The 14306-nt window shown below is 70.5% G+C and carries 12 protein-coding genes and 1 pseudogene; 8 read left to right on the forward strand and 5 right to left on the reverse strand.

Annotated elements, in window-relative coordinates; translation table 11 throughout:
* Positions 1-406 precede the first annotated feature (406 nt).
* Complete coding sequence (locus tag JHW48_RS16940; protein WP_119887563.1) at positions 407-1621, forward strand: replication initiation protein; 1215 nt, start codon at positions 407-409, stop codon at positions 1619-1621.
* Here JHW48_RS16940 and JHW48_RS16945 read toward each other — a convergent pair.
* The 5 genes and pseudogenes from JHW48_RS16945 to JHW48_RS16965 form a co-directional block, all read right to left on the reverse strand.
* Positions 1600-3297, reverse strand: a complete 1698-nt coding sequence (locus tag JHW48_RS16945; RefSeq protein ID WP_119887562.1) for an ABC transporter ATP-binding protein — start codon at positions 3295-3297, stop codon at positions 1600-1602. The two genes, JHW48_RS16940 and JHW48_RS16945, sit on opposite strands and share 22 nt — an antisense overlap.
* A gap of 11 nt (positions 3298-3308) precedes the next feature.
* A complete protein-coding gene (locus tag JHW48_RS16950) occupies positions 3309-4088 on the reverse strand; it encodes an ATP-binding cassette domain-containing protein (protein ID WP_119887561.1) in 780 nt (259 codons plus the stop codon).
* Positions 4085-5953, reverse strand: a pseudogene (locus JHW48_RS16955) (iron ABC transporter permease). Before JHW48_RS16955 ends, JHW48_RS16950 begins: the two are co-directional and overlap by 4 nt.
* A complete protein-coding gene (locus JHW48_RS16960) occupies positions 5950-6837 on the reverse strand; it encodes an ABC transporter substrate-binding protein (protein ID WP_272835878.1) in 888 nt (295 codons plus the stop codon). The pseudogene JHW48_RS16955 and the gene JHW48_RS16960 overlap by 4 nt, the downstream one beginning before the upstream one ends.
* Complete coding sequence (locus tag JHW48_RS16965) at positions 6831-8894, reverse strand: TonB-dependent siderophore receptor (RefSeq protein WP_272835879.1); 2064 nt, start codon at positions 8892-8894, stop codon at positions 6831-6833. Before JHW48_RS16965 ends, JHW48_RS16960 begins: the two co-directional genes overlap by 7 nt.
* A 512-nt stretch (positions 8895-9406) precedes the next feature.
* On the opposite strand from JHW48_RS16965, the gene JHW48_RS16970 reads away from it, so the two are divergent.
* The 7 genes from JHW48_RS16970 (at position 9407) to paaD (ending at position 14304) form a co-directional block, all read left to right on the forward strand.
* A complete protein-coding gene (locus tag JHW48_RS16970) occupies positions 9407-9976 on the forward strand; it encodes a siderophore-interacting protein (RefSeq protein WP_272835880.1) in 570 nt (189 codons plus the stop codon).
* Between the two features lie 48 nt (positions 9977-10024).
* The gene (locus JHW48_RS16975; protein ID WP_119886841.1) at positions 10025-10408 is read left to right on the forward strand and encodes a DUF1622 domain-containing protein; all 384 of its coding nucleotides are present in this window, start codon (positions 10025-10027) and stop codon (positions 10406-10408) included.
* A gap of 108 nt (positions 10409-10516) precedes the next feature.
* A complete protein-coding gene (gene pcaF / locus JHW48_RS16980) occupies positions 10517-11731 on the forward strand; it encodes a 3-oxoadipyl-CoA thiolase (RefSeq protein ID WP_119886840.1) in 1215 nt (404 codons plus the stop codon).
* A 14-nt stretch (positions 11732-11745) separates the two neighbouring features.
* Positions 11746-12732: a 1,2-phenylacetyl-CoA epoxidase subunit PaaA gene (paaA, locus tag JHW48_RS16985; RefSeq protein ID WP_119886839.1), complete on the forward strand. Its 987-nt coding sequence runs from the start codon at positions 11746-11748 to the stop codon at positions 12730-12732.
* Positions 12733-12743: 11 nt separating this feature from the next.
* Complete coding sequence (gene paaB, locus JHW48_RS16990) at positions 12744-13028, forward strand: 1,2-phenylacetyl-CoA epoxidase subunit PaaB (RefSeq protein WP_119886845.1); 285 nt, start codon at positions 12744-12746, stop codon at positions 13026-13028.
* The gene (gene paaC, locus JHW48_RS16995) at positions 13028-13798 is read left to right on the forward strand and encodes a 1,2-phenylacetyl-CoA epoxidase subunit PaaC (RefSeq protein WP_119886838.1); all 771 of its coding nucleotides are present in this window, start codon (positions 13028-13030) and stop codon (positions 13796-13798) included. The genes paaB and paaC overlap by 1 nt, the downstream gene beginning before the upstream one ends.
* Positions 13799-13803: 5 nt before the next feature.
* Positions 13804-14304, forward strand: a complete 501-nt coding sequence (paaD, locus tag JHW48_RS17000; protein ID WP_119886837.1) for a 1,2-phenylacetyl-CoA epoxidase subunit PaaD — start codon at positions 13804-13806, stop codon at positions 14302-14304.
* The last annotated feature ends 2 nt before the right edge of the window (positions 14305-14306 follow it).

The raw sequence follows: 14306 nt of genomic DNA on the forward strand, positions 1-14306 counted from the left end.
ATCCAACGAAAAAAGACGCCGGAAAGCTTGTCTTTCCTTTCTGATCTTTAGAGTCTTTGGCAGCCGGGAATCGTGAGATTTCAATAGTTAAGAGGCACACAGGCACCCCGATACAGGACGAGAGGTGCCCGGATGCGGGGCGGAGGGTGCCCGATTCCGGGATGGGGGGTGCCGATTCGCGGGATCAGGGGTGCCAAGGGGCAGGATGGGGCCGGATGGGGCGGAATTGCCCGGCGAAGGGCCGATCCGGGGCATGTCCGGAACCGGAAACGGGTGCCTTGGGCCGCGCTATGCGGGGAAGGGTGCCCGTTTGCGGGATGGGGTGATGCGGGATTTGGTGCCTGCGGGGTTGTTGCGGTTGGGTGCCTTTTGGGGCAGGATCACGAAAACGGCAGGAACAGGCCAGATGGATGACATACCGCGCGACCAGCTGTCGGGTGCCCTGCGGCGCGGGGCGGTCAAGAAGCATGTCGCGGCGATCCACGTCTCGGGCAAGCTGACCCTGCTGCAGCGCAAGCTGTCGAATGTGCTGCTGCTCAATGCCTACGACACGCTGATGACCAAGCCCAGCCATCAGATCGACGCGCGCACGCTGTCGCTGATGATCGGCTATAACAGCAATGACATGGACACGCTGAAGCAGTCGCTGCGTGGCTTGGTCGAGACGGTCGCCGAATGGGACATGCTGGACGAGAAGGGGCGCCAGGAATGGGGCGTCTCCAGCCTGCTGAGTTATGCCAAGCTGCGGGGCGGGGTCTGCGAATATGCCTATTCCCCCGCCTTGGCCGAGAAGCTGCATGATCCCAAGGTCTTCGCGTTGATCAACCTGAACATGCAGCGGCGCTTCACCTCGGGCCATGCGCTGGCGCTCTATGAGAACTGTTACCGCTTCGTGCGGACCGGATCGACGGGCTGGTGGGATCTGGACCTGTTCCGCCGCCTGATGGGGGTGGCGGATTCCAGTTATTACGAGGTTTTCAAGCAGCTGAACGCCAAGATCATCAAGCCCGCCGTGGCCGAGGTGAACCGCAGCAGCAACATCGTCCTGACCCCCGAGACGCGCAAGCAGGGCAGGGCGGTCACCCATATCCGATTCCTGATCAAGGAGAACCCGCAACTGGCCATCCTGGACATGGATGACGGCGAGGGGATGCGCCATGGCGAGGTCTATGGCCGGCTGCGCGCCTTGGGGGCCAGCGACCGGCTGGCGCGGCAATGGCTGGGCGCGCATGGCGAGGCGCAGGTCCGCGCGGGGCTGGATTACGTCGAGGCGCGTCAGAACGTGGTCAGCAAGATGGGCTATCTGACCGCCGCGCTGGAGGGGGGGTTCGGCGCCGCCCCGAAGGCGCCCGCGCCTGATTCCGCGAACCCGCAGGCCGCCAATCCACAGGCGGAGCGTCTGCGCCGCATCCTGGAGGTGATCCGCACGCGCACCCCCACGCAGCGCGACGCGGATCGGCGGCTGTTTCTGACGCAGCTGGGCGACGGCCCGGCGCGCCAGGATTTCGAGCGCCATGGCTGGATGTCGCCGCTGAACGCCGCGCGCATCCGTGATTTCTGGCAGGAGATGTCGCCGGGCCTGTTCGACGACCTGGCCGATCAGGCCGCCAGCCGGGCATAAAGCCCGCCCTGCGCGATCAGCTGGGCGTGGCTGCCGGTCTCCGCGATGCGGCCGCGATCCATGACCACGATGCGGTCGGCGCCGCGGATCGTCCCCAGCCTGTGGGCGATGACCAGCGTGGTGCGGCCCCGCGACAGGGCGTCCAGCGCGGACTGGATCTCGCGTTCGGTCTGGCTGTCCAAGGCGCTGGTCGCCTCGTCCAGGATCAGGATCGGCGGGTTCTTGAGGAAGGCGCGGGCAATGGCCACGCGCTGTTTCTGGCCGCCCGACAGCATCACGCCGCGTTCGCCCACCACCGTGTCGAGACCCAGGGGCAGGCCCTCGATCAGGCCGGTCAGCTGGGCGCGGGCGGCGGCGTCGCGGATCTGGGACTCAGACGCGTCCAGGCGGCCATAGGCGATGTTTTCGCGCAGCGTTCCGCCGAAGAGGAACACGTCCTGGCTGACCAGCCCGATCTGGCGGCGCAGGCTGTGCAGGCGCATCGCGTCCAGTGCCAGCCCGTCGATGGTGATGCGGCCTTCGGTCGGTTCGTAGAAGCGCGGCAGCAGCGCCAGCAGCGTCGTCTTGCCCGCCCCCGAGGGGCCGACGAAGGCCACCGTCTCGCCCGCGCGGATGTCCAGATCGATCCCCTGCAGGATCGGGCGGCCCGGCTCGTAGCCGAAGCCCACGTCGCAGAGGCGGATGTCGCCGCGCAGGGCGGGGGCCTCGGTCGCGTCGGGGGCATCGGCGATCTCGGGGTCGGTGTCGAGCAGTTCGCGGAAGCGGCGATAGCCCGCGATGCCGCGCGGATAGGTCTCGATCACGGCGGCGATCTTTTCCAGAGGGCGGTAGAAGACGCCGACCAGCAGCAGGAATCCCACGAAGCCGCCGGTGGTCAGATCGCCGGTCAGCACATAGCCCGCCCCCACGACCATCACGATGACCTGCACCAGCCGCAGCCCCATGTATTGCAGGGCCGAGCTGACGGCCATGACCTTGTAGGCCTCCAGCTTGGTGCTGCGGTAGCGGGCGTTGTCGGCGGCGAAGAGATGCGTCTCATGCGCCTCGTTGCCGAAGGCCTGGACGACGCGGACGCCGCCCAGGGCCTCCTCCAGCCGGACGTTGAAATCGCCGACGCGGGCATAGATGGCGCGCCAGGTGGCGGTCATGCGGCCGCCATAGACGATGACCAAGGCCAGCATCGCGGGCACGATCGCCGCCACGATCAGCGCCATCTGCGGGTGGATCCAGAACATCAGGATGAAGGCGCCCACGAAGGTCATCAGGGCGATGAAGGCATCCTCGGGGCCGTGATGGGCGACCTCGCCGATCTCCTCAAGGTCGCGGGTGACGCGGGCGACCAGCTTGCCGGTGCGGGCGCGGTCGTACCAGCGCCAGGACAGGCGCGTCAGGTGGTCGAAGGCCTGGGCGCGCATCACCGTCTCGATGTTGATGCCCAGCTTGTGGCCCCAATAGATCACCACGGTCAGCAGCCCCGCATTCACCGCATAAAGCGCCAGCAGCCCCGCGGCGGCGGCGACGGTCAGCGACCAGTCGCCTTGGGGCAGCAGGCTGTCGATGAACCAGGTGACGGCCAGGGGAAAGGCCAGCTCCAGCAGGCCCGAGAGGACGGCGCAGCCGAAATCCAGCCAGAACAGCCCCATGAAGGGCCGGTAATAGGAAAAGAAGCTGCGCATCGGGTCGTCCTTCAGGCGGGCACGGCGACGGGCAGGCCGTCGGCGCGGGTCAGGACCTGCATCGGCAGGCCATAGATTTTCATCAGCGCAGGCGCGCGCATCAGATCGGCGGGGCCGCCCTGCAGGGCCAGGCGGCCGCCCTTCAGCGCGACGATATGGTCGCAGAAGCGGGCGGCCATGTTGACCTCGTGCAGGACGATCACGGCGCTGCGGCCCTGATCGTGGCACATGCGGCGGATCAGGGACAGGACCTCGACCTGATGGGCGATGTCCAGCGCGCTGATCGGTTCGTCCAGCAGCAGGGTATCGGCACCTTGGGCCACCAGCATGGACAGCCAGCCGCGCTGGCGTTCGCCGCCCGACAGGGTGTCGACCAGCCGATGGGCCAGCGCCTCGACGCCGCATTCGCGCAGGGCGGCCTCGATCGCGGCGCGGTCCTCGGGGCCCGGGCGGCCGAGCGCGCCGTGCCAGGGATAGCGGCCGAGCGCCGTCAGCTCGCGCAGGGTCATGCCCTCGGCCGGGGGGGTGGTCTGGGGCAGGAAGGCCAGGCGGCGGGCCAGGTCGCGCGCGCGCCACCGGGGCAGGGGACGGCCCTCGAAGGTCACGGTGCCGGTGACGGCGACGCCCGGCGGGTGCTGGCGGGCCAGGACTTTCAGCAGGGTGGATTTGCCCGACCCGTTATGGCCGATCAGCCCGATCACTTGGCCGCGGGGCAGGTCCAGGTCCAGCCCGTCCAGCAGGCGGCGATGGGGCAGGGCTGCGGTCAGGCCGCGGATGGCGAACAGGGTCATGGATGTCTCCGCGTCATCAGCCAGATCAGCCAGGGCGCCCCGATCAGCGAGGCGAAGAGGCCGAGCGGCAGTTCATAGGGAAAGCCCGCCATGCGCGCGCCGAAATCGGCGGCCAGCATCAGCCCCGCCCCGATCAGCGCGGCGCCGGTCAGGTGATCGGCGGGCCGGGCCAGGCCCATGCGCCGGGCCAGATGCGGGGCCATCAGCCCGACGAAGGACAGGGGCCCGGTGACCAGCGTCGCGGCCCCCGTGGCCAGCCCCGCCAACGCGATCAGGACCAGGCGGGCGCGGCGGACTTCCAGCCCCAGCCCGCCCGCGACCGCCGCGCCCAAGGGCAGCAGCGCCAGCCAGCGCGACAGGGCCAGCCCCGCGCCCCAGACCCCGGCGGCCAGCGCCGCCAAGGCCAGCGCGCCCGCCATCGGCACGGTCCCCGTCGATCCCGACAGCCAGGCCAGCACCGCCCAGGCCCGCGCATCGCCCACCGCCATCATCGCCGACAGCACCGCCGAGGCCAGGGCCGAGACGGCGATCCCCGCCAGCAGCACCCGCTCGGGCGGCATGTCGCGCCCGGCGGTGAAGCCGATCAGCACCGCCAAGGCCAAGGCCCCGCCAAGCGCGGTGCCCAGCCCCAAGGCCAGCGCGCCGGGAGCGGCCATCAGAAAGACCACGCCCGCAAAGCCCAAGGCCGCGCCGCCGGACACGCCCAGCACCTCGGGCGAGGCGAGGGGGTTCGCGGTCAGCCGTTGCAGCATCGCGCCCGCCACGGCCAGTGCCGCCCCGGATGCGGCCGCCGCGATCAGCCGGGGCAGGCGCATGGGCAGGAAGGCCACGACGCTGTCGGCATCGAGCAGCGCCCAGCCCCCGGGCACCCGGCCCAAGGCCAGCATCAGCGCGCCCGCCAGCGGCAGGGCCAGGGCGATCAGGGCCAGGCGGCGGCGCGGGCGGGCCAGGCGGGGGGCGCGGTCGCTGCGGCCTCGGGCGGGGTGGAGCCGCGCAGGCGCGGCAGCAGCCAGATCAGCAACGGCCCGCCGACCAGCCCGGTCAGCGCGCCGGTGGGGAAGGACTCGCCCCCCAGCCCCGCCCAGGCCAGGACCAGCCCGTCGGAGAGCGACAGGATCAGCACGCCCAAGGCGGGCGACAGCGTCAGAAGGCCGGGGATGGTCCGCGCGCCCAGGCTGCGCGCCAAGGCGGGGGCGGCCAGGCCGACGAAGGCGATCAGCCCAAGCTCGGCCGAGACGCCCGCCGCGATGGTCACCGCCAGCACCACCGCCGCCAGTCGGACCAAGGCCACGTTCAGCCCCAGGCCCGACGCGGCCTCGGCCCCGATGGTCAGGACCCGCAGCGGGCGGGCCAAGGCCGCGGCGCCCACCGCGCCCGCGGCCAGCAGCAGGCCCAGGTTGCGCGCGCCGGTCCAGTCCTGCTGGACCAGCGCGCCGCCGTTCCAGATGACCAGCGACAGCAGGTATTGTCCTTGGGCCAAGGTGATCGCGGTGGCCACCGCCGATGCGGTCAGCCCGACCAGCATCCCCGCTATGACCATGGGGACAGGCGCGAAGCCCCGGCGCGGCCACCGTCGCCAGGACCAGCGCCAGCTGCGCGCCCGCGCTGATGCCCAAGGTGGTCGGATCGGCCACCGGGTTGCGCAGCACGACCTGCAGGATCGCCCCCGCCAGGCCCAGGGCGGCGCCCGCCAGCAGCGCCACGACGCCGCGCGGCATCATCCCGTATCCCATGCGGATCTGGTCCAGCGTCATCGCCTGCGGATCCAGGGGCCAGCCCGGCCAAGGCAGGTCCCGCACCGCCCAGAGCCACAGCCCCAAGGCCAGCGCCGCCCCGAGCGGCAGCATCGCGCGCGCCCCGGTCATGCGGGCGCGCCCTCCAGCGCGCGGGTCAGGGCATCGGCGAAGCGCAGGGCCGAGGGGATGCCTCCGAAGGCATTGATGCGCGGCAGGTGATGGACCCGGCCCGCCGCCACCTGGGGCAGGGCGCGCCACAGCACGCTGCGGTCCAGGCCGCGCCGCGCCTCGGGCGGGACGGGGCCGATGACGACCAGGCGCGCATCGGGCATGGCGGCCAGCCGGTCCAGCGGCACGGGGGCCAGAAAGCTGAAGGCGGTGGCCTCGGTCCAGGCGTTGCGCAGGCCGATCCGGGTCAGGGTGCTGCCGAACAGGCTGTCATGACCGAAGGCGCGCAGGTGGCGGGGATCGCCGATCTCGACCAAGGCCAGGGGGCGGGCTGTGTGCGGGGCCAGCCGGTTGCGGGCGGCGTCCAGCGCGGCCTCGGCCTGCGCGGTGGCGCGCGCGCCTGCCGGGGCGTCGCCGATGCGCGCGGCCAGGGCGGGCAGGGAGGCCATGGCCTTGGGCAGCGGCGCCTCGTCCGGCAGAAAGAAGGGCAGCGACAGCACCGGCGCGATCTGCGCCAGCCGCGGCTCGTAGCGGGTGTAATAGGGCGATGACAGGATCAGCGAGGGGCGGACCAGCTGCAGCAGTTCGAAATTGGGGGCGCCGCGCAGGCCCAGATCGGTGACGCCCGGCGGCACGGCGGGCTGGGCGATGTCGGCGCGGTATCGGATCAGCTCGGCCGCGGCGACGGGCATGTGGCCGATGGCGATGGCCGTCTCCAGCATCGCCCAGTCAATCGCGGCCAGGCGCGGCGCGCCCATAGCCGCCGCCCGCAGCGGCCATGCCACCGCCGCGGCGACGGCGGCTGCCAGCACGGCGCGGCGGTGGGGCCGGGGCGGTGTCACCACGAATAGGCGATCCGGGCCGCGATGCTGCGCCCCTCGCCATAGCTGCAGCCGAAGCTGCCGCAATGGGCCAGGTAGACCTCGTCCGTCAGGTTGTCGAGATTGATCGAGGCCTCGATCGGGCCTTGGGAATAGCGGGCGGCCAGGTCGATCAGGGTCACGGAATCCAGCGCGACGGTATTGGCGAAATCGCCTTGGCGCGCGCCGATATGGCGGATGCCGCCGCCCGCGCGCAGGCCTTGGCCGAAATCGCGGTCCAGCCACAGGCTGGCCAGGTTGCGCGGCGCGTTGGGCATCTGCAGCCCGTCCTCGGCGCCGCCGCGCTGTTCGGTGCGGTTATGGGCGTAGCTGGCGCGCAGGTCCCAGCCCTCGGTCAGGGCGGCGGTGGCTTCCAGCTCGATGCCTTGCGAGCGGACCTCGCCGATCTGGCGGCGCTGGCCCTCGCCCAGGTTGCGGACCAGGTTCTGCTGGGTCAGGTCATAGACCGCCGCGCTGATCAGCCCGTCAAAGCCCGCGGGCTCGTATTTCGCCCCTAGCTCCCATTGGCGGCCGGTGGTGGGGCGCAGGGGGCGGCCGGTCTCGATATCGGTGCCGATGGTGGGGTCGAACGAGGTCGAATAGCTGGCATAGGGCATCACCCCCGAGGCCAGCACATAGCCCAGCCCCGCCCGCCCGGTCGTGGCGCTGTCGGACTGGTCGATCCGGGCGCCGTTCTCGGTGCCGGTGATGCGGGTGCGGTCATGGCGCAGCGCCAGGCCCGCGCGCCAGTTGTCCCAGGTGATCTCGTCCTGGGCATAGAGGCCGATCTGGTCCAGCGTCACGTCGCGCGAGCCGCTGTAGAAGGGCGCGTCACCCGGCAGCGCGCCGAAGACCGGGTCGCGCGCGTCGATGGGCTGGCCCGCGAAGAACTGCGTGTCGGTGCGCGCGTCATATTGCCGGATGTCCAGCCCCAGCAGCAGGTCATGGGTCGCGGCGCCGGTCGTCACGCTGTTAGACAGCCGCGTGTCCAGGTTCACGCCGCGGGTGGATTCGTCCTGCAGGTTCGCGCCGCGGGTGACGGCGCCATCCGCATCGAGGCCGGTGACGTAATGGCCGGTATAGGTCCAGTCGAAGCGTTCGGCGCGGAACCCCTGTGACAGGGTCCAGCCATTGTCCAGCTGGTGGTCGATCTCGATCCCCAGATTGGTCATGCTGCGGTCGCTGTCGTCGAAGGCGGGTTCGCCGAAATAGCGGTCGCGCAGGGTCCGGCCATCCTCGGTTTCCGTCAGGGCGAAGGGGACGCGGGGCGGGGTGATCGGCGCATCCGTCGTCTGCGAGGCGATGACATCCACCGTCGTCGCCCCGTCCGGCTGCCAGCGCAGCGCGCCGCCCAGATAGGCGCGGCGGTTCGTCAACTCGTCGATCTGGGTGCGGCTGTCGCGGCCGATGCCGGTCAGGCGCCAGGACAGCACCGCATCGGGCGCGCGGTTCAGGTCGAAGAAGGCCTGGGACGCGCCGTTGCTGTCCAGGCCCAGCCCAACCTCGCCGAAATCGCGGTCCTGGGCGCGCTTCTGGACCTGGTTGATGATGCCCGCGGGCGATCCCGCGCCATAGAGCGAGGAATTGGGACCCTTGAGCACCTCGACCTGCTGCAGGCCGTAGGTCTCGAAGGCGGGGGCGCCAAGGTCGCGCAGCTGGCGCAGGCCGTTGACATATTGCGACCCGCCCGCCTCGAAGCCGCGCAGGGTGGGGCTGTCGAAACGCGGATCGGCGCCGAAGGGCTGGCCCAGCACGCCCGCCGTATGGCCGAGCGCCTGGCCCAGGGTCTGGGCGCCCTGATCGGCGATCTGGCGCGCGGTGACGACGCTGACCGATTGCGGCACCTGGGCCAGGGGCGTGTCGGTCTTGGTGGCCGATTGCGCATAAGCGCCGACATAGCCATCGGCCTGGACGGTGGCGTCGCTGGCCGCGGTCAGCACGATGCCGTCCAGCAGGGTCGGTTCGGCGCTGTCCTCGGCCAGCACGGGGGCGGTCAGCAGCGCCAGAAGGCTGGCGCCTGCGATAAGGATGGGACGGGTCATGATGGCCTGCATATTGACGGATCGGCGGATATCTGACTAGTTTTGTCAGATTCGTCAATCCGGCGCGGCCTGTCCATTCGGATAATCCTGACGGAATGACTTGGCAACAGCGGAAGGAAAGGGTCAGACCATGGCAGAGCTGCGCATGTTCCGGGCCGCGGGGCAGATCCCGCAGGCATCGGGGGCGGCCGCCGCCGCGCTGGAGACGCGGGCCGCGGCCTGGGGCCTGGCCGTGCGGCGGGCCGATGACGGGCTGGCCCTGAGCCTCTGGGGGGGCGAGCTGCGCCTGACGCTGATGGGCCGCGCATTGCGGGTCGAGATCGCGGCCCCCGAGGACCGGCTGGTCGGCGTGCTGCGCGAGGCCCTGTCCGAGATCATGGCCGAGGCCGGGCTGGAGGTGGCGTGGGACCGGCTTGACGTGGGCGCCTTGGCGCCGGGCCTGTCGCTGATGCGGGTGGACCGGGTCGCGCCCGCCGGGCCGAACTTCATCCGGCTGCGCCTGCGCGGGGCGGATGCGGGGCGGTTCGCGACGGGGGCTGCATGTGCGGCTGCTGTTGTCGCCTGCGGGGCGGGCGGCGGTCTGGCCCCGGGTCGCGGCCAGCGGGCGGGCCGTCTGGCCCACGGGGGCGGATGCGCTGCATCGCCCGGTCTATACCATCGCCGCCCAGCAGGATGACTGGCTGGAGATCCTGATATATCGCCATGCCGACAGCCCGACCTGCGATTGGGCGGCGTCAGATCCCCTGGGCGCGACGGTGGGCGTGATGGGGCCGGGGGGTGGCGGGCGTCCCGACGGGGTGCTGCATCTGTTCGGCGACCAGACCGCGCTGCCCGCGATCGGGCGGATGCTGGCCATGGCACCGGGCCGCGCCGTGCTGCGCTGCGCCCCCGCCGATCTGGAGGTGCTGGCGGGCCTGTGCGACATCCGCCGGTCCGACATCCGGCTGAGCGACGATTTGCTGGGCGCGCTGGCGGATGTGCCGCCGGGCCATGTCTGGTTCGCCGCCGGCGGCGAAGAGGCCCGCGCCGCCCGCCGCCTGCTGAAGGGCCGGGGCGGGGTCACCGCCGCCGCCTATTGGTAGGCCGCTTGCCCCCGTCAGCGCGGGCTGTCACGCTGGTGCAAAGGGGGCATGGCGATGGGCGAGGCGACGATATTGGCGATGGCGGATCACCTGGGCGGCATGGCCCGGGTGCTGGAATGGGCGGTGATCGCGATCGAGCTGTTCGCCATCGCGATCCTGCTGCTGGGCATCGCGCGCTTCACCGGCTGGTTCCTGTCGGGCGAGGTGATGCGCCGCGATGCCCATGAGCGCGACCATCAGCTGAACCGCGGCCGCCTGGCGTTGGGCCGCCACATCCTGGCCAGCCTGGAGGTGCTGATCGTGGCCGATCTGATCCGCACCGTCCTGCATCTGAGCATGGCCAATATCCTGCTGCTGGGCGGGCTGGTGCTGATCCGGTCCTTCATCGCCCTGTCGCTGGACTACGAGATGCGCGCGCTGGAGCGGGACTGAGCGGGGGTCAGACATTACCTGTTTGCGGTGTATTTGGATTGACGTGTAATGTTTAAGGTGGTTCACTGACCACGCGGAGAGGGATGGCCGCATGGGAGGGGATCGAGCATGACCGACGGGCGGGACGCCTTCATCTGCGACGCGGTGCGCACGCCGATCGGGCGCTATGGCGGGGCCTTGGCCGGGATCCGGGCCGATGATCTGGCCGCCCTGCCGCTGCGCGCGCTGATGGCGCGCAATCCGGGCGTGGACTGGTCGGCGGTCGATGACCTGATCTTTGGCTGCGCCAATCAGGCGGGCGAGGACAACCGCAACGTGGGCCGCATGGCCGTGCTGCTGGCGGGGATGCCGGTGGGCGTGCCGGGGACGACGGTGAACCGGCTCTGCGGGTCGGGGATGGATGCGGTGGGCATGGCGGCCCGCGCGATCCGGTCGGGCGATTGCGACTTTGTCCTGGCCGGGGGCGTCGAGAGCATGACCCGCGCGCCCTTCGTGATGCCCAAGGCCGAGGGCGCCTTTTCCCGCGCCGCTGCGGTCTTCGACACGACCATCGGCTGGCGTTTCGTGAATCCGGCGATGAAGGCGGCCTTCGGCGTGGACAGCATGCCCCAGACCGCCGACAATGTCGCCGCCGATCACGGCATCAGCCGCGCGGATCAGGACGCCTTTGCCGCCCGCAGCCAGGCCCGGTGGGCCGCCGCGCAGCAGGCGGGCATCTTTGCCGATGAGATCGTGCCGGTCCATGTCCCGCAGAAGAGGGGCGATCCGCTGATCGTCGATACCGACGAACATCCGCGCCCCGGCACCACGACCGAACAGCTGGCGCGTCTGCGCGGCGTGAACGGGCCGGAGCTGTCGGTGACGGCGGGCAATGCCTCGGGCGTCAATGACGGGGCGGCGGCGCTGGCCATCCTGTCGGAACGCGCGGCCGCCGCGCAGGGGCTGACGCCCCGCGCCCGCATCGTCGCCATGGCCGCTGTGGGGGTCGAGCCGCGCGTCATGGGCATCGGCCCCGCCCCCGCCGCGCGCAGGGTTCTGGCCCGCGCCGGCCTGACGCTGGACCAGATGGACGTGATCGAGCTGAACGAGGCCTTCGCGTCCCAGGCCCTGGCCTCGATGCGTGATCTGGGGCTGGCCGATGACGCGGCCCATGTGAACCCCAATGGCGGGGCCATCGCGCTTGGGCATCCCTTGGGGATGTCGGGGGCGCGTCTGGTCACCACCGCCATGTATCAGCTGCACCGCACCGGCGGCCGCTATGCGCTCTGCGCGATGTGCGTGGGCGTGGGGCAGGGCATCGCCATCATCATCGAACGGGTCTGAAGGAGACGCACGCCATGTATGCACAGCTTGTCACCTCGGAAGGCGGCACCCCCCGCGACGCCATGTCCGACCAGGAGCGCGCCTTTCAGGCCCGCATCGACCGGGGCGAAAAGATCGAGCCCAAGGAGTGGATGCCCGAGGGCTATCGCAAGACGCTGATCCGCCAGATCGGCCAGCATGCCCATAGCGAGATCGTGGGCCAGCTGCCCGAGGGCAACTGGATCACCCGCGCCCCCACGCTGGAGCGCAAGGCGATCCTGCTGGCCAAGGTCCAGGACGAGGCGGGGCATGGCCTCTATCTCTATTCCGCGGCCGAGACGCTTGGCGTCAGCCGCGACGAATTGCTGGAGGCGCTGCATTCGGGGCGGATGAAATATTCCAGCATCTTCAACTATCCGACCCTGACCTGGGCCGATATGGGCGCGGTGGGCTGGCTGGTCGACGGGGCCGCGATCATGAACCAGGTGCCGCTGCAGCGCACCAGCTACGGCCCCTATTCCCGCGCGATGATCCGCATCTGCAAGGAGGAGTCGTTCCACCAGCGCCAGGGCTATGACATCATGATGAAAATGTGTTCGGGCACGCCCGAGCAGAAGGCCATGGCCCAGGATGCGCTGGACCGGTTCTGGTATCCCTCGCTGATGATGTTCGGGCCGTCCGACAAGGATTCCGTCCATTCCGCGCAATCGATGGCGTGGAAGATCAAGATGAACACCAATGACGAGCTGCGCCAGAAATTCGTGGACCAGACCGTGCCCCAGGCCCGGCATCTGGGCCTGACCATCCCCGACCCGGATCTGGCGTGGAACGAGGAGAAGGGCGGGCATGATTTCACCGAACCCGATTGGGACGAATTCTACGCGGTGATCGCGGGGAACGGGCCGTGCAATGCCGAACGGCTCGGCGCGCGGGTCAAGGCCTGGGATGACGGCGCCTGGTTCCGCGACGCGCTGATGGCCCATGCGGAGAAGGCCCGCGCCCGGCGCATGGCGGCGGAGTGAGGGGGATGACGATGAAGACCGAATGGCCGCTCTGGGAGGTGTTCGTGCGCGGACAGCACGGGCTGAACCACCGCCATGTGGGCAGCCTGCATGCCCCGGACGCGGAAATGGCGATCCGCAATGCACGCGACGTCTATACCCGCCGCAGCGAGGGCGTGTCGATCTGGGTGGTGCCGTCGGCCGCGATCACCGCTTCCAGCCCGTCCGAGAAGGGGCCGATGTTCGACCCGGCGCAGGACAAGATCTATCGCCACCCGACCTTCTACGACATTCCCGACGATGTGGGGCATATGTGATGGACCAGGACCCCGTCGTCACTTGGGCACTGCGGATGGGCGACAATGCCCTGATCCTGGGGCACCGCCTGTCGGAATGGTGCGGCCATGCCCCCGCGCTGGAGGAGGACATCGCCACCGCCAACACCGCGCTGGACCTGATCGGGCAATGCCGGATGTGGCTGCAGCTGGCGGGCGATGCCGAGGGGCGGGGCCGCAGCGCCGACGATCTGGCCTATCTGCGCGACGCGGGCGCGTTCCGCAACCTGTTGCTGGTGGAACGGCCCAATGGCGATTACGGCCATACGATCATGCGCCAGTTCCTGTTCGACGCCTTCCACCTGGAGGCGCTGGAGGCCGCAGAGGGATCCACGGACAGCCGCATCGCCGGGATCGCGGCCAAGGCCCGCAAGGAGGTCGCCTATCACCTGGAGCGCTCGTCCGACCTGGTGATCCGGCTCGGCGACGGGTCGGATGACAGCGCGGCGCGGATGCGGGCGGCGCTAGACGCGCTCTGGCCCTTCACGGGCGAGATGTTTGTCGATGACGATGCCGACCGGGCGGCGGCCGATGCGGGGGTGGCGGTGCTGCCGTCCTCGCTGCGGGAGGGCTGGGACGCCACCGTGACCGAGGTGCTGGCCGAGGCGCGCCTGGACAGCCCCGGCGAGGTCTGGCAGCAGGGCGTGACCGGGCGCGGCGGCGGCAGGCGGGGGGTTCACAGCGAACATCTGGGCGGGCTTCTGGCGCAGATGCAGTTCCTGCAGCGCGCCTATCCCGGCGCGCGCTGGTGACGGCCATGGCCCGCATCGACACGGATCTGGTCTGGGACTGGCTGTCCGAACTGCCCGACCCGGAGATCCCCGCGATCTCGCTGACCGATCTGGGGATTATCCGCGACGTGGAATGGCAGGGCGACACGCTGGTCGTGACGGTGACGCCCACCTATTCCGGCTGTCCCGCCACCTCCGTGATCGAGATGGAGATCGAGACCGCGCTGCGCGCCCGCGGCGTCACCGCGCTGCAGCTGCGCCGCCGCATCGCGCCGGCCTGGACCACCGACTGGATCACCCCCGAGGGGCGCGAGAAGCTGCGCGCCTATGGCATCGCGCCGCCCATTGACGGCACCGCGCCGGACGGGCGCATCCGGCGGCTGGCGGGCGGCAACATGGCCGTGCCCTGTCCGCGCTGCGCATCGACCGCCACCGAACGGATCAGCCAGTTCGGATCGACGCCCTGCAAGGCCAGCTGGCGCTGCACCGCCTGCCTGGAGCCCTTCGACTACTTCAAGTGCCACTGAGG

It is taken from the genome of Paracoccus aestuarii, assembly GCF_028553885.1.
Classification (GTDB): domain Bacteria; phylum Pseudomonadota; class Alphaproteobacteria; order Rhodobacterales; family Rhodobacteraceae; genus Paracoccus; species Paracoccus aestuarii.